General features: G+C 64.9%; 19 protein-coding genes. 11 read left to right on the forward strand and 8 right to left on the reverse strand.

Going from position 1 to position 14,870, the window contains the following annotated elements:
• Positions 1 to 10: 10 nt before the first annotated feature.
• From coaD to IFT67_RS15880, 8 genes are all read left to right on the forward strand, one after another.
• Positions 11 to 517, forward strand: coding sequence for a pantetheine-phosphate adenylyltransferase (gene coaD, locus IFT67_RS15845; RefSeq protein WP_192239106.1), 507 nt, complete (start codon positions 11 to 13; stop codon positions 515 to 517).
• 155 nt (positions 518 to 672) lie between these two features.
• Positions 673 to 1,398 (forward strand): peptidylprolyl isomerase, encoded by a 726-nt coding sequence (locus IFT67_RS15850; protein ID WP_192239107.1) that lies wholly within the window; start codon positions 673 to 675, stop codon positions 1,396 to 1,398.
• A 7-nt stretch (positions 1,399 to 1,405) separates the two neighbouring features.
• Positions 1,406 to 2,431 (forward strand): tRNA preQ1(34) S-adenosylmethionine ribosyltransferase-isomerase QueA, encoded by a 1,026-nt coding sequence (gene queA, locus IFT67_RS15855; RefSeq protein WP_192239108.1) that lies wholly within the window; start codon positions 1,406 to 1,408, stop codon positions 2,429 to 2,431.
• 8 nt (positions 2,432 to 2,439) lie between these two features.
• Entirely contained in the window at positions 2,440 to 2,895 is a 456-nt protein-coding gene (locus IFT67_RS15860) for an EF-hand domain-containing protein (protein ID WP_244647418.1), read from the forward strand.
• A 1-nt stretch (position 2,896) separates the two neighbouring features.
• Positions 2,897 to 4,045 (forward strand): tRNA guanosine(34) transglycosylase Tgt, encoded by a 1,149-nt coding sequence (gene tgt / locus IFT67_RS15865; protein WP_192239110.1) that lies wholly within the window; start codon positions 2,897 to 2,899, stop codon positions 4,043 to 4,045.
• On the forward strand, positions 4,042 to 4,239 hold the full coding sequence (locus tag IFT67_RS15870) for a hypothetical protein (RefSeq protein WP_197978314.1): 198 nt from the start codon (positions 4,042 to 4,044) through the stop codon (positions 4,237 to 4,239). Before tgt ends, IFT67_RS15870 begins: the two co-directional genes overlap by 4 nt.
• Before the next feature lie 8 nt (positions 4,240 to 4,247).
• Entirely contained in the window at positions 4,248 to 7,079 is a 2,832-nt protein-coding gene (locus IFT67_RS15875) for a M16 family metallopeptidase (protein ID WP_192239111.1), read from the forward strand.
• A gap of 156 nt (positions 7,080 to 7,235) precedes the next feature.
• Entirely contained in the window at positions 7,236 to 8,207 is a 972-nt protein-coding gene (locus tag IFT67_RS15880; RefSeq protein WP_192239112.1) for a cell wall hydrolase, read from the forward strand.
• 292 nt (positions 8,208 to 8,499) lie between these two features.
• Here the strand turns inward: IFT67_RS15880 and IFT67_RS15885 are convergent, their stop codons facing one another.
• The 7 genes from IFT67_RS15885 to IFT67_RS15915 form a co-directional block, all read right to left on the reverse strand.
• A complete protein-coding gene (locus tag IFT67_RS15885) occupies positions 8,500 to 8,730 on the reverse strand; it encodes a hypothetical protein (protein WP_056060610.1) in 231 nt (76 codons plus the stop codon).
• Positions 8,731 to 8,835: 105 nt separating this feature from the next.
• Positions 8,836 to 9,048, reverse strand: a complete 213-nt coding sequence (locus IFT67_RS15890) for a cold-shock protein (RefSeq protein WP_031394996.1) — start codon at positions 9,046 to 9,048, stop codon at positions 8,836 to 8,838.
• A gap of 278 nt (positions 9,049 to 9,326) precedes the next feature.
• Positions 9,327 to 9,740 (reverse strand): glycine zipper 2TM domain-containing protein, encoded by a 414-nt coding sequence (locus IFT67_RS15895; RefSeq protein ID WP_156362209.1) that lies wholly within the window; start codon positions 9,738 to 9,740, stop codon positions 9,327 to 9,329.
• A gap of 77 nt (positions 9,741 to 9,817) precedes the next feature.
• A complete protein-coding gene (locus IFT67_RS15900) occupies positions 9,818 to 10,267 on the reverse strand; it encodes a DUF3597 domain-containing protein (protein WP_192239113.1) in 450 nt (149 codons plus the stop codon).
• Positions 10,227 to 11,738, reverse strand: a complete 1,512-nt coding sequence (locus tag IFT67_RS15905; protein WP_192239114.1) for a hypothetical protein — start codon at positions 11,736 to 11,738, stop codon at positions 10,227 to 10,229. Before IFT67_RS15905 ends, IFT67_RS15900 begins: the two co-directional genes overlap by 41 nt.
• Positions 11,735 to 11,977 carry a hypothetical protein gene (locus IFT67_RS15910; protein WP_192239115.1) on the reverse strand — a complete coding sequence of 81 codons (243 nt, stop codon included), beginning with the start codon at positions 11,975 to 11,977 and terminating at the stop codon, positions 11,735 to 11,737. Before IFT67_RS15910 ends, IFT67_RS15905 begins: the two co-directional genes overlap by 4 nt.
• A gap of 507 nt (positions 11,978 to 12,484) precedes the next feature.
• Positions 12,485 to 12,805, reverse strand: coding sequence for a hypothetical protein (locus IFT67_RS15915; RefSeq protein ID WP_133018688.1), 321 nt, complete (start codon positions 12,803 to 12,805; stop codon positions 12,485 to 12,487).
• 149 nt (positions 12,806 to 12,954) lie between these two features.
• Here IFT67_RS15915 and IFT67_RS15920 point away from each other — a divergent pair, with 149 nt between their 5' ends.
• From IFT67_RS15920 to IFT67_RS15930, 3 genes are all read left to right on the forward strand, one after another.
• On the forward strand, positions 12,955 to 13,566 hold the full coding sequence (locus tag IFT67_RS15920) for a BRCT domain-containing protein (protein ID WP_192239116.1): 612 nt from the start codon (positions 12,955 to 12,957) through the stop codon (positions 13,564 to 13,566).
• Between the two features lie 30 nt (positions 13,567 to 13,596).
• The gene (locus IFT67_RS15925; RefSeq protein WP_192239117.1) at positions 13,597 to 13,821 is read left to right on the forward strand and encodes a hypothetical protein; all 225 of its coding nucleotides are present in this window, start codon (positions 13,597 to 13,599) and stop codon (positions 13,819 to 13,821) included.
• A gap of 165 nt (positions 13,822 to 13,986) precedes the next feature.
• Positions 13,987 to 14,265 (forward strand): hypothetical protein, encoded by a 279-nt coding sequence (locus tag IFT67_RS15930; RefSeq protein WP_192239118.1) that lies wholly within the window; start codon positions 13,987 to 13,989, stop codon positions 14,263 to 14,265.
• Between the two features lie 160 nt (positions 14,266 to 14,425).
• Here IFT67_RS15930 and IFT67_RS20420 read toward each other — a convergent pair whose 3' ends face one another.
• Positions 14,426 to 14,818 carry a hypothetical protein gene (locus IFT67_RS20420; RefSeq protein ID WP_197983085.1) on the reverse strand — a complete coding sequence of 131 codons (393 nt, stop codon included), beginning with the start codon at positions 14,816 to 14,818 and terminating at the stop codon, positions 14,426 to 14,428.
• Positions 14,819 to 14,870 lie beyond the last annotated feature (52 nt).

The raw sequence follows: 14,870 nt of genomic DNA on the forward strand, positions 1-14,870 counted from the left end.
AGAGTCCGACATGACCGCACGCATTGGTGTCTATCCCGGCACGTTCGATCCGGTCACTTTGGGCCATATGGATATTATCCGGCGCGGCGCCAAGCTGGTCGACCGGCTGGTGATCGGAGTCACGACCAACCCGTCCAAGTCGCCGATGTTCACGATCGAGGAACGGATGGCGACAGTGCGACGCGAGGTCGCGGAGGTCGACGGCGATATCGAGGTGGTCGCGTTCGATTCGCTGCTGATGGATTTTGCCGAGCGGCAGGGGGCTAAGGTGATCGTCCGCGGACTCCGTGCTGTCGCCGATTTCGAGTACGAATATCAGATGGCGGGGATGAACCAGCAGATCAATCCGCGCGTCGAGACGGTGTTCCTGATGGCCGACGTCGCGTTGCAGCCGATCGCGAGCCGGCTGGTCAAGGAGATCGCGCTGTACGGCGGGAATATCGCCAAGTTCGTGCCGGAGGCGGTGCGCGAAGAGGTGGTCGCTCGGGTCGAGAAGATCGGCCGCAAGGGAAGCTGACCTCCTTCGTCGTCCTGACTTTCGTCAGGATGACGTATCGTGATGGGGGACTGCTGCGTGCCCCCCCCCCCATCACGTTCAGATTGGCGCAAGCGGGGATTTGCTCTAAGTGGCGGCAGCCTGGTTGCGCCGGGCCTCTTTCGAGTGGGAATTTGATGCGCTTTTTCGTCGGAATGTTCGCGTTGCTCGGGTGCCTGGTCACGGTGCCGGTCGCGGCGCAGAAGAAGGATGTGGTTGCAGCGCCTGCGCGCCTCACGCCGCCGCTCACGACCGATACGCAGAATCTGCTGCTGCTCGACCTGTCGACCGGCGGGCGCGTGACGATCTGGCTGCGGCCCGACGTCGCGCCGCTGATGGTCGAGCGGATCAAGACGCTGACTCGCCAGCATTTCTATGACGGCCTCGCGTTTCACCGCGTGATCGATGGCTTCATGGCGCAGGGCGGCGATCCCAAGGGCGACGGCACCGGTGGCTCGACGCTTCCCGACGTGAAGGCTGAGTTCAACTACCTGCCGCATGTTCGCGGTGCCGTCTCGGCGGCGCGGTCGGACAAGGAGGACAGCGCGAACAGCCAGTTCTTCATCGTCTTCCAGCCGCGCCTGAGCCTCGACAAGAAATACACCGTGTTCGGTCGCGTGCTCGACGGGATGCAGTATGTCGACGCGATCGAGCGCGGCGAGCCGCCGGCGAACCCGTCGCGGATCGTCCATGCGTATATCGCGGCGGACAATCCTCCAGCGTATATGGCTGGGCCGCCTGCCCCGGCGCTCGGTGCACCGGTGACGTTGCCGGGCACGGCTTCGGGGCCTGACGCTGCCAAGCCAAAGCTCGCGCCGGCCGCTCGCAGAGCGCCGGTAAAGAAGGCTCCTGCAAAGAAGTGACTCCACGTTGAACGTCGACCTTTTCGACTTCGACCTGCCGACCGACAACATCGCGCTCCGCCCCGCGGCGCCGCGCGATGCTGCGCGGATGCTGGTGCTCGAAGGTGATGCGACCCGAGACGCGGGCGTGTCCGACATGCCGTCGCTGCTGCGGCGCGGCGACATGCTCGTGTTCAACGATACGCGCGTGATCCCGGCGCAGCTCGACGGGCGGCGCGGCGATGCGAAGATCGGCGCGACCTTGCACAAGCGCGAGGGGCCGCGACGGTGGCGCGCGTTCATTCGCAACGCGCGGCGGTTGCGCGACGGCGACGTGATCGAGTTCGGCAACGGCGTCAGCGCGGCGGCGGTCGATCGCGAGGACGACGGGAGCTACGCGCTGGTGTTCGCGGGCGACGAGCCGGTCGAGCTGTTGCTGGAGCGCGCGGGCCACATGCCCCTGCCCCCGTACATCGCCGGCAAGCGTCCTACCGACGAACGCGATGCGGACGATTACCAGACCATGTTCGCGTCCGAGCCGGGTGCCGTCGCAGCGCCGACGGCGGCGTTGCACTTCACGCCGAAGTTGATGGCGGCGCTCGAGGCGGCGGGGATCGAGCATGCGACGCTGACGCTGCATGTCGGCGCGGGCACATTCCTCCCCGTGAAGGCGACCGACACGACCGAGCACAAGATGCACGCTGAGTGGGGCCGGATCGATGCCGCCACCGCCGATCGGCTCAACGTGGTCCGCGCGCGCGGTGGTCGCGTGATAGCGGTGGGAACGACGTCGCTCCGGCTGATCGAGAGCGCGACTGGCGAGGACGACGTCATTCGCCCATTCGATGGCGACACCGCGATCTTCATCACGCCGGGATACCGGTTCCGCGGCATCGACGGGTTGATGACCAATTTCCATCTGCCACGCTCGACGTTGTTCATGCTGGTATCGGCGCTGATGGGACGCGAGCGGATGCAGGCGGCGTATGCACATGCGATCGCCGGGAAGTATCGCTTCTACAGCTATGGCGACGCCTCGCTTCTGCTGCCATGACGGGCGGCATGCTGCTCGCCCTTGCTCTGCTCCAGGCCATAGTTGCCGCGCCGCCGCCCGCGGGCACGCCGCAGCCGCCCGCGACGATATTCGCCGAGCCGGCTGCGCTATTCATCGCCGCGTGCGATGCGAACGGTGATGGCCGCGTAACGCAGGCCGAACTAACCGCGGGCGTCGCGCGGAGCTATGCCACCGCCGAGGGTGCTGCGACCGGATCGATCGGGTACATCGCCTTTGCCGACTGGGCGCAGGCGTGGCTCGGCGATCGTAACGCGTTGCCGAGCCCGTTCGAAGTCGATCGCGACGGCGACAACCGGATCACGCTCGCCGAACTCCAGGCACGGTTCGCGCAGTTCTTCACGCGGTTCGACCGCGACAAGGATGGCATGCTGACTCGCGCCGAACTCATCACCATCCGCGGCGCGCCGGCCGGCGATCGCTACGGCATCCGTAAGAAACGTTGATATGACTCGTCCCCGCTTCGACTTCACCATCTCAGCCACCGACGGCAAGGCGCGCACCGGCGTCATCGCGATGCAGCGCGGCGATATCCGCACGCCGGCGTTCATGCCGGTCGGGACCGCGGCGACCGTCAAGGGGATGAAGCCCGCCGACGTGGTCGGTGCGGGCGCGGACATCATCCTCGGCAACACCTATCATTTGATGTTGCGCCCGGGCGCTGAGCGGGTAGCGCGGCTGGGCGGGCTGCACGCGTTTTCGGGCTGGTCGAAGCCGATTCTCACCGACTCCGGCGGGTATCAGGTGATGAGCCTCGCCGACCTGACGAAGCGATCCGAGGAGGGCGTGTCGTTCAAGTCGCACCTCGACGGAACGCGGCATCTGCTGAGCCCGGAGCGGTCGATCGAGATCCAGCGGCTGCTCGGCTCGAACATCGTCATGGCGTTCGACGAACTCGTGCCGACGACGTCGACGCACGAGGTGCAGGCGGCCGCCATGGAGCGATCGATGCGCTGGGCGAAGCGGTCGCGCGCGGCGTTCGATAGCGGCGAGGCGCATGCCGAGAACAATGCGATCTTCGGGATACAGCAGGGTGCTTTGAACGAGGGCTTCCGCAAGTCGTCGGCGGATGCGCTGATCGATATCGGCTTCGACGGCTATGCGGTCGGCGGCTTGGCGGTCGGCGAGGGCCAGGAGGCGATGTTCGGCTGCCTCGATTTCGCGCCGGACCAGTTGCCGGTCGACAAGCCGCGCTACCTGATGGGGGTCGGCAAGCCCGACGACATCGTCGGCGCGGTCGAGCGTGGTATCGACATGTTCGATTGCGTGATGCCCACGCGGTCCGGCCGCACCGGCCAGGCATTCACGCGCACCGGCCCAATCAACATCCGCAATGCGAAGTTCGCCGAGGATATGGGGCCGCTCGATCCCGCCTGCCCCTGCCCGGTCTGCGCGACCTGGGGCCGGGCGTATCTGCATCATCTGGTACGGTCGGGCGAAATGCTTGGCGCGATGCTCATGACGGAGCATAACATCTGGTTCTACGAAACGCTGATGGCGGATCTGCGGGCGGCGATCGCCTCGGGGACGCTGACGCAGTTCGCGAATGATTTCCGTGGCGTGTATGCCCGGAAGAGTGAAGGAGAGCCCAAGTGACGATCAAGATCGACAGCGACACCCCGAACGAAATCCTCGCCGCCGCGAAGGAGGCGAAGCTGCAGGCCGAAGCCGCCGCGCATAATGCCGCGGAGAAGGCGAAGAGCTGGCCGCTCGCGAAGATCGGGCTCGGCGTCGGCATCGGCTCCGCGGCGATCGCGGGCGCGGTGCTGTTCGCGAACCGCAACAAGTAAGGATCTTCATGCGCCTCCTCCGCTCCGCTTTGCTGCTGACCGCAGCGTTTTTCCCGGTAGCGGTGGGGGCGCAGACCGCACCTGTCCCGACGCAGGTTTCGGTAAAGCCGCTCGCGTATACCGAGCGCACGCTGCCGAACGGCCTGCGCGTGTATGCGATCCGCGATACCGGCACGCCGAACGTGTCGGTGCAGGTCTGGTACGACGTCGGCTCGAAGGACGACCCGAAGGGCAAATCCGGGTTCGCGCACATGTTCGAGCATCTGATGTTCAAGTCGACGCGCAACCTGGTGTCGGAGCAGATGGACCGGCTGACCGAGGATGTCGGCGGCTATAACAACGCGTCGACCAACGACGACTATACCAATTATTACGAGGTGATTCCGGCCAACCACCTTCAGCGACTGTTGTTTGCGGAGGCCGATCGGATGGCGAGCCTCGTCGTCGAACCCAAGAGCTTCGGCTCGGAGCGCGACGTGGTGAAGGAGGAACTGCGCCAGAGCACGATTTCGCGGCCGTATGGCAAGTTGTTCTCGCTCTATTATCCCGCACTTGCCTATTCCACGCATCCCTATGCACGCGGGACGATCGGTAGCCTCGAGAATCTCGAAGCCGCCGGGATCGACGACGTCCGGGCGTTCCATGCGACCTATTATCGGCCGGACAATGCGATCCTGGTCGTGTCGGGAAACTTCGATCCGGCGCAGTTGAACAGCTGGGTCGACCAGTATTTCGCGGGAATAAAGAAGCCGAGCGCAGCAATTCCGCGCGTGACGGTTGCCGAGCCTGCGCGCACGAAAGCGGTAACGCGCACCGTGTACGAGCCCACCACGCCGTTGCCGGCGGTGCTGGTCAGCTATCATGTGCCGGCGGATCGCGATGCGGATATCGCCGCGTTGACGGTGCTGAAGGCGGTGCTGGCGACGGGCGAAAGTTCGCGGCTGTACGAGAGCGTCGTGTACCGCGACCAGCTCGCGCAGTCGGCGGAGGCGTTTCTGGATACCAAGCAGGCGACCGGCAACATGGTCGTCTACGCGATCCTCGCGGGCGGCAAAACGGTCGAGGCGGGCGAGGCTGCACTGAAGCGCGAGATCGCCCGGTTCCGCGATGCGCCGGTGACTGCGGCCGAACTGGCCGAGGCGAAGAACGAGATCCTGACCCAGTCGATCCAGTCGCGCGAGACGGCCGAGGGCAAGGCGAGCACGTTGGCGTCTGCCGTGCTGGTCGACGGCGATCCGCAGGCGGCCGACAAGCAATTGGCGGCCATCTCGCGAGTGACGGCGGCAGATATCCAGCGGGTTGCGCGGAAATATCTGGGCGACAACCAGTCCGCGACGATCCGGTATATGCCACTTGCGGCCAAGCCCGCGGGCAGTGTCGCGGATACGATCACGGTTGCACCGACGGTGCAGGTTCCCGACCTGAAGGCGCCCGCGAACATCGAGATCGTGACGCCTGCGCCGTACGGGCAGCGGGTCCAGCCGCCTGCGCCGAGCACACCGGTATCGCCGACGATCCCTCAGCCGGTCGAAACGCGTCTAGCGAACGGCATGCGGCTGGTGACGGTGGAGCGGCACGACCTGCCGATCGTCACCGCTTATCTCGTAACCGCGGGTGGCGCGGCGACCGATCCCGCGAACCGCGCTGGCGTCAGCAGCCTGTCGGCGGACCTGCTCACCAAGGGCACGAAGACACGCTCGGCGACACAGATCGCGCGTGCGGTCGAGGGGCTCGGCGGGGCGATCGGCAGTTCGGCTGGCAGCGATGGCGCGGCGGTCGACGTGACGGTAAAGTCGGACCAGCTCGCGCCGGCGATGGCGATCCTCGCCGACGTCGCGATCAACCCGGCCTTTGCGCCCGAGGAGATCAAACGGGCACGGACGCAGCAGGTCGATGCGGTGACGCTGGCGTTGAAGGATCCGGCCCAAGTCGCAGGTCTGGTTGCGGATCGCGCGGTGCTGGGGGCCTCGCCCTATGGCGCGCCTAACGGGGGCACGCCGCTGTCGCTGAAGGCGATCACGCGGGCCGATATCACGGCGGCGTATGCGCGGAGTTTCCAGCCGGGCCAGGCAACGCTGATCATGGTCGGCGACGTCACCGCGGCGCGCGCCAAGGCTTTGGCGGAGGGGCAGTTCGGTTCTTGGAAATCGACCAGCACGGCAACCGCGAGCGCGCCGCAGGTCACGTACCCGAAACCTCGTGTCATCGTCGTCGACATGCCAGAAGCAGGTCAGGCGGGCGTCGTGGTTGCACGTCCTGCGATCGCGCGGTCGGATGCACGCTATTACCCGCTTGCGGTGAGCAATACCGTCCTGGGCGGCGGCTTCTCGTCGCGGTTGAACCAGGAGATCCGGATCAAGCGTGGGCTTGCGTACGGCGCGGGCAGCGGACTTGATGCGGGAAAGACGCAGGGCACGGTCGCGGCGCGGACTCAGACCAAGAACCCGACGGCAGCCGAAGTAGTGACGCTTATCGCCGCCGAAATGACGCGGATGGGGACGTCCCCCGTGCCCGCCGCAGAACTCGACACGCGCAAGGCCGTGCTCGTCGGCAATTTCGGGCGCGGGATCGAGACGACGTCGGGCGTTGCCGGGATTCTGGGCGCCTATGTCCAGAACGGCGTGCCGCTCGGCGAACTCCAGCGCTACACCGGTTCAGTGGGCGCCGTCGATCCGGCGGCGGTACAAGCCGCGGCGGTCGCGCTGCTCGATCCGAAGGCGGCGAGCATCGTCGTGGTCGGTGACGCCAAGCAGTTCATCGAACCGCTGCGCAAAGCCTATCCGAACGTCGAGGTCATCCCCGAAGCCGCGCTGAAGCTCGACACCGCAACCTTACGGTAAGCGATTGGCGCTATGGTGGCTGTCCGTCCCGCAGTGGGACGGACGGAATCCGTGCGCGATCGGTCCGGCCAAATCGTCTATGCTGGACGTTGGGCATGTTCGACAGGGCAGGTAAGAGGAAAGCGGTTGCGCGTTCGGTTGCAGACGGTTCGGTTGATGAAGCGCATCTGGGCGGCGATGGTCGTCACGGTGTTGATCATCGGCGCCGGGATTTCTGCGCATGCTGCGCTCCGGGCGATGTCGGCGCGTGAAGCAGCGAACGACCGCGCGAGTGCCGCATCGGCAAAGGGTTCAGCCCCTGCCCCTGCGCTGGCCGAGCAGGAGATAGCCGCCCCTGCGGCGGGAGTTACGGGGACCATCGACCTGCCCGACCTGCCAATCCCGGCCGGTGCGACGCTCGACGCGGGCATTGTTCCCGCACGGCCCTTCTCAATGGCAAGCGCATCGCCGCTGGACCGCGACCGCGCGCTGCAATGCCTCACTGCGGCGATCTATTACGAAGCCGCATCCGAGCCCGATGCCGGCCAGCAGGCGGTCGCGCAGGTCATACTTAACCGTGCGCGGCATCCTGCCTTCCCGGGAACGGTGTGCGGCGTGGTGTACCAGGGCTCGGAGCATGCCGGTTGCCAGTTCAGCTTCGCGTGCGACGGCGCGATGACGCGGGTGCCGGCGCGTGCCGCGTGGGTTCGCGCCGCGCGCGCAGCCGGTATGGCGCTGGCGGGGTATGTCTACGCGCCGGTCGGGTTGGCGACGCACTATCATACCTACGCCGTGACGCCCGCGTGGAACCGGAGCATGGTGATGACCGACGTCGTCGGCGCGCATTTCTTCCATCGGTGGAAGGGGTATTGGGGTACTTCAGCTGCATTTAACCAGCGCTACGCTGGCGGCGAACCCGTGCCTGGGCCGCATATGTCAGTGCAACCAATCACACCGCCCACGCCGCAGATGATCGCAGCCGCCACGGCCGGCGCCGTTTCCGTCCCGGTGCCGGCTACGGTGATGGCAACTGTTGCGCAGGCCAAACCCGCTACTCCGGCATCGGCAATGCCGGCTGCTTCCGACATGCTGCCGCCAGAATCGCAGATCCTCGACCGGTGGAAGGATTCGGGTAAGCCGCTGAAGTAAGTCGCCGCGACCGCTTGCAAGGTCCCGCGTCAGCGGAGTCCAACGTATACCCGCTGGCAGCCAACTTGCTAAATGAAGAAGTTGGTTCGCGCAGAGGCGCAGAGGACGCGGAGGTGAAGCCTTCTGGGCTAGGTCGCGGTGTCACGTCTGATTTCGGGAACCTGCGGTTTAGCTAAAAGCTCCGCGCTCTCTGCGCCTCTCCGCGAACCATGCTGTCTGAAGACCACAAAGAAAAACCCGGGTGCATCGCTGCATCCGGGTTTTCCAAATCATCGAACCTCGGAGATCCGGCCTATTCGGCGGGGACCATCGACGGGGTACCGATCATCATGCGTTCACCACCGGGGGGGGCAGCTTCGCGAGCGGCACGGAGGATCTGGGTGCGTTCTGCGCGTGAAGCCATGTCGTCCCAGGCCTTTTCGGCGCGGCGGCAGCGGTCGCGGACGTTATCGAGGAGGGCAGCATCGCCGTTGCGACGCTCTTCATCAGCGCGGGCCCGGTAAAATTCTGGATTATCGGCCATGCTGGTGCGCTCCTGCGGGAAATTTCAAAGGGGTGATGCGGCGGCCATGATAGCCGCCGCATCGCAACCGAGATCAGGTTGGCGGACCGTAATCCGCCAGCGAGATCAATCGGCTGGCTGGAGGTTCACGGCCGACTGCTTGCCACGCTTGTCGGGCTCGAGCTCGTAGGTGACGCGCTGGTTCTGGTTCAGCGTCGGCATGCCGGCGCGCTCAACCGCGGTGATGTGCACGAATGCATCGTTGCCGCCGCCATCCGGCGCGATGAAGCCATAGCCCTTGTCGGCGTTGAAAAACTTGACGGTTCCGGTGATAGCCATGAAGTGGCTCCTTCTTAGTAGAGAGTAACCCGACGTTCGGGCGACCCGTGCCGCGGAGCAGGGAAAGAAGGAGAAAGGTGCCGCAAAGCGCCAAGAACCGTCGATATGCGACTGTAGCTGAGCGCTATATGGGCCAAGACCGCCGGAATTGCAAATCTTGCCGGTAAAATGGGTCAAGAACTGCGTCGATTATCGCAGATAATATTTTCGCGCGCGCCGCCATCAACGGCGATGATTTAGAACGACCGGCGCCGATATTTCGGCGCCGGTGGAGGGATTTAACGGCAGCGGGTGTCGTTGCTCGAGCGATCCACCGCACGCCCGGCCAGCGCACCGCCGGCCGCACCTAGGACGGTGCCGAGGAGGCCCGAACCACCGGGGGCGATGACATTGCCGAGCACGCCGCCCGCGACTCCGCCGACGATCAGGCCGGTGGTGCCGTCGTTGCGGCGGCAATAATAGCGACCGTCATTGCCACGATAGACGCGGTCGTTGCGCGACAGACGGCGCTCGCGATAGCGTGCGTCGTCGCGGTAATAGCGGCCAGCGTCGTAGCCGCCGTAGGCGGGATCGACGCGGTTATAGTCGTAGGAGCGATAGCGCGGGTCGACGCCGTAGCGGCTGCCTCCGTCGCCGACGCAGCCGGCAACCATGGTAGAGGCGGCCAACAGGCCCAGCATCGCAACGCGCATCTCGTGTCCTTTCAGTAGGTTGATACTGAAGGCGTAATGATCGGCGCCGGGGTTTGGTTGCCGGCGCCGAAACACCGTCAGTCCTTGAGGTTGGCGGGCACGGTGCCGCCGTTCTTTGCCAGCTCGCGCATCACGGCCTTGATCAGCCACATGTTCATCTCCGCGCTGCCGTCCTTCGCGCCGGTATAGCCCAGCTCGGTGGCAAGCTCCTTGCGGTTGTCGAGGCTCGAATCGAGATCGAGCAGCTTCATCAGGTCGACGATCGAGGTGCGCCAGTTGAGATCCGAACCCTTCTTCGAGGCGATGCCCGAGAGGACGGCCTCGACGTCGACCGCCTGGGCGGACGCTGCGGGAGCGGCCTGCGGAGTCGGGGCGGCGGGCGTTGGCGTCGGCGCGGGCTGGGCTGCGGTGGTCTGCGGCGCGGGCGCTGGTGCGGGTGCGTCGGCCTTGGGGGTACCGAAATGGCCGCTGCCGAGCGGACCCTTCTCACCGAAGATTGCGGACTTGATCTTGCTGAAGATGCTCATGGGGGTCCCTGTCGTATAAGAGTCTGACGGCGGGAGAACGCCCGATCGGGGATTTGGGTGCAGGCGCCGCGACCGGGGGCGACGGAACGTCCGGGCGCTGCGACTGGACGGGATCGAGACCCGCGCGCGCGCCGGGCGCCGGTGCGACCGGTTCGTCGCAGCCGAGAGGATCGAAGCTAGCCGCCAACGTGGTGATGCGATCCGCATCGGTGGCGCCGGCCGCCTCGGCGCCCGCTTCGTCGATGAGACCGCCGTCGATTGCATAGGCGACGAACCATGTATCGCGGTCGACGCCCTCGGTGATCGTCCGCTCGGCGATCTCGCGGTCGCGGGGCGCGTCGAGGATGATCGCCTCTTCGTCCGAACACTCCCGGCTGTACGCGTCTTCGCCGAACAGGCCGTCTTCGGTGTTGAAATACGGATCCGGCGGCGGAAAACAGGTCCGCCAGCCCCGCGAAATCGAGTCGAACCAGACCGGATGAACGCCGTCGCGACCATCCTGGTCAAAGTGAAGTACAGGAAGTGCAGACGCTGGGGCGTTTTCGACAGCGGGCTTCAGGTCCGGATCGAGCACCGGATCGGGTGCCGGTTCGGGCGCGGGTTCCGGCGCCAGTTGCAGCAGTCCGGCGGCTTCGGCGCGCGACCATTGCGCGGCGGTCCAGTCGGCACGGGCGGCGGGATCGAGATCGGTGACGTCGATCCCGGAGGCCACGCCGGCGGCGCTGCGCAGCCAGCGGTCGGCGCGGGCGAGTGCGAGGATCGGCGCCATCGCCGCTTCGGCTGCGCTCGGCGCTGATCCCGTTGCTGGCCCCGCTCCCGCCCCCGCCTGTATGGCGTCGGCGTCGAGACGTTCGCCGAGGAACAGGCCGGCGCGGGCGGGGCCAGCGTCGCGCGCGATGATGTCGAGGAAGGCGTCGAATTCGGCGGCGACCATCCGGGTGGCGGCGTTGGCGGTCTCGGTGGCGTCGGCGTGGCGATCGAGGCGGTTGAGCAAGGACATGGCGAGACGGTTGTCGTAGCGGTGGCGCTCGATGACTTCGCCGTCGGGCCTGGTGACGCGCTCGGTCTGGCCGGCGATCGCGCGGAGGAACAGCGTTTCGGCGACGATCGGCCGCGCGACCAGCTTGGCGGCGTCCCAGCCTAGCGCGAACGCTGCGCCTGCCGCGCGGCGACGCAGCGTGTAGGCGGCACCGGGCGAGAGGCCGACGCTGGCGCTGGCTTCGTCGACGGTGGCGCCCTCGGCGATGCGTTCGAGGAAGCCGCGCTGGCGATCCGGGGTCCAGCCGTCGCTGCGCTGGGTGTAGCGGGTCGGGGTGGCTGGGATGTAGGCGCGCGGGGCGTGATCGGTTTGCGGAGCGGGGTCGGCTTGCGGGGGTGCGGGGTGATCGGGGGCGGTTTGCGAGGGGGCTTCGGGTTCGCCGGTTTGCTCGGTGGCTTGATCGAGGCCGGGCTCCTGGAGAGCGGCGGTCACTTGCGCATGGTCCGGGCGAGCGCGGTCCAGCGGTCGCGGTTGGTGGCGATTTCGGGCGATACGGGGATGCGGGTGCCGATGCGACCGGCGTCGACATGCGCTTGCCAAGCCATGACGTGGCGGACCGCGTCGGGGAGATGGTCGGGGATTGGGGGTTCGTACCGTGGCCGGGGGGCGGGCGCGGCGCGCGTTGCGATGTAGCATGGGGGCGGGTCGGCCGGGGTGGGTGCGTTCGCCATGATCGATCCTCGTTGCGGAGAGGACCGATCAGGTATGCCGGATCGGGGTGTGTAGGACAGCGGTTTCGGGGGGCAAGAAGCGTCGGCGGTTGGAGCTGCTGCCTTGTTCCCCCGCGAACGCGGGGGCCCAGGAGCCACGATCGCTGTCCTGCTTGATCCTGGGCTCCTGCCTTCGCAGGAGAACGAGGATGGGGGTTATGCCCTCCCCCGTCATGCCGGACGCTTCGGCTTTGCTCAGGAAAGCCTTGTTCCGGTATCCGCCGTTCCGCACGCCGTTGCAGTCGAGTTCGCGGGAGCATGGACCCCGGAACCAGTCCGGGGTGACGGAGCGCCGGGTGGCGTCGGGATCAGCTTCGACCGTTGAGCATTCCGATCCTCCCCCGCCAGGGGGAGGTGGCACCGCAGTTGACGGAGGGGGAGGACACGCAACGAACGTGGTCGCCCCTCCCCCTCCGTCTGGCAAGCGCCAGCCACCTCCCCCTTGCGGGGGAGGATCAGGAAGGCGCCTCAGCCGAGCGTAGAACCACGATCCGCGGCGAACGACGGGGCCGGGCCGGTGGCGGGGCGGAGCGACTCGCGTTCGGCCTTGGTGGGGACCGCGGTGGGATCGGGGCGGAAGGCGTCCGGCGCGCGATCGGTCGCACCCGGGCGGGGCTTGTCGAGCGCGAGATCGGGCGCGGCATGCTCGGCGGGGTTGGCCTTCGACCGCAGGAACACCGCCAGCAACGCACCCCCGAGACCGATCGCCGCAGCCCCGATCGACAGCGCGTTGATGCCGAACGTTTTGGGTTTGGCTGGCTTGTGCGGGCGGTGGTCGGGTTTGGTCATAACAATCGTCCAATGCTGTTGATTTGCGCAGTTGAACGAATTGGCCTGCTGCCATGTTCCAGCTTTGAGGAGATCGCTACAATTCGGACAGCGACCCCCTTGCTTTGCATCATCCATTTGAGCCAGCATAAATTTAGTCGGAGACGAAGATGACTAATGAGACTTTCTTGGCACTAGTGAATAATGATCGCATTTCATCGCGACAGATAGACGAGTTGATCGGCATCACGCGTGGCATCGCCGCTGATGGCACGCTCAATCAAAGCGAAGTCGAATTTTTGCAAAAGTGGCTGGCTGCCAGCGTGGGCATCAGTGGTCAGCCAGTTATCCGAACACTGTACGATCGCGTGAACGCGGTGTTGGCAGACGGCATAGCCGACGAGGAGGAATGCCGTGACCTGCTGGCAACTCTAAATGCATTTTCGAGCCGTGACTTTGAGCTAGGCGAGGTACTCAAGGCAACTACGTTGCCGCTATGTGACCCCGCGCCGAATCTAACCTTCGGTGGCCGCAGCTATTGCTTCACGGGCACGTTTAATTTCGGGCAGCGCAAAGCCTGCGAAGCCGCCGTAAGCGAGCGCGGGGGCCGGTGCGGCAGCTTGACGCAGAAGACCGACGTACTCGTCATCGGTTTGTACGCGACCGAATCCTGGAAGCATTCTTCGTTCGGCAACAAAATCCTCAAAGCAGCCGATATGCGAGCCGAAGGCGTACCGATCACGATCGTGTCGGAAGAGCATTGGGTCGGGCATCTGCAATGATTCTCCCAGCAAATCCGCCAAGGGAACCGCATGTCGATTGACACCATCGCCCTCAGGAAAGCGCTACATCTGTTCTATTTGAAGGATTCGATCCGTTCTACCAAACTAAAGCGTGAGGCGAAGGACGAACTTGCAAGGCGATCCGGGCAGAAGTCACTAGCACGGCATTTTCACTACCCGTTCTGGGCGGATGCAAAAAGTCATGCGGCAGGAAAGAGCGATCTCACCGAGTCGACCGACCAGCAAATCGAATGAGATTGGCATCGGAAAAACCTGTACCCTAAACTGCGTGACGGATTTCTACACTGGTGGAACGAAACACGGCGCTGGATCAATGAGGATATTGAGGAGTTCCCGAATTCGATCAGCGGGACGTGCGGTTTTGCAGACATCGAAGGAATTGTCCGGGTCGACAATCTCATGTCGTTAAAAGTCGGAACCGACAAGACGCGGCTGATCTATCCCTATTTTTCCGACAGGCCTACCTTGTCCGAGGAAGCTGCGCGGATAGGCCTGTGGGCTATGAGTAGAGCACTGCCAAATCACGGCATCGATGACATGCGAATTCTCGATGTCATTCGAGGAGAAACCTTTTCTGTCGATCGGGATCCTCTACAAGGAGACGAGGAAGCGATTTTCCGTCACCGCTATTCAAGCGTCTTACGAGAATGGCGCCTGTTGCTCAGCGAACTTGGCTGACAATTACCAAGAGCCACCAACATTCTCAATCGCAGCGAGCAACGCGATTTTGCTGTCCGTACGGCGTAGACCGGAATTGCGCGGCATAGCGATATCACCGAGCATCTCGCGCCGACGCGTCACGCCCTGCCCAAAACTGGCGAGCGACATGCCTCGAGGGCTATTGGAGGTCTTCAATGCCATATGCGGTATCGGTTTCTTCGCGAATCCTACGATCCAGATAGCTACTATCTTCGCCTTGATAAAGGCTGAATAACACTTGTGCCTGTCCCAGCATGTCAGGGGCCGACCCAGAAGCATATTGCCCCATCCGATCGGCAATCAAGTCCTCCACCGAAATCACGGCGAACTGATCGCCTGCTGAGGTATCGATAAGCTTCACGCGATCCCGTTCCGCCCTGCCATCCATCAGAGCCGAGCCAACGACCTCGAAGCCAAGCTTCAACTCGGGATGTATCCAGCCGCGCGTCAGCTTACCGGGACCAGATGGCTTGACGAAACCATTAGCTTGTAATGCCTGCTCAAGAACATCCTGCCTAGGGTCAGGACTCATTGGTCATAGCCAGAAGATGACGGTGGCCGCGAGCGCGACGGCAGAGAAGAAG

This window comes from Sphingomonas sp. CFBP 13728 (assembly GCF_014841895.1).
Taxonomy (GTDB): domain Bacteria; phylum Pseudomonadota; class Alphaproteobacteria; order Sphingomonadales; family Sphingomonadaceae; genus Sphingomonas.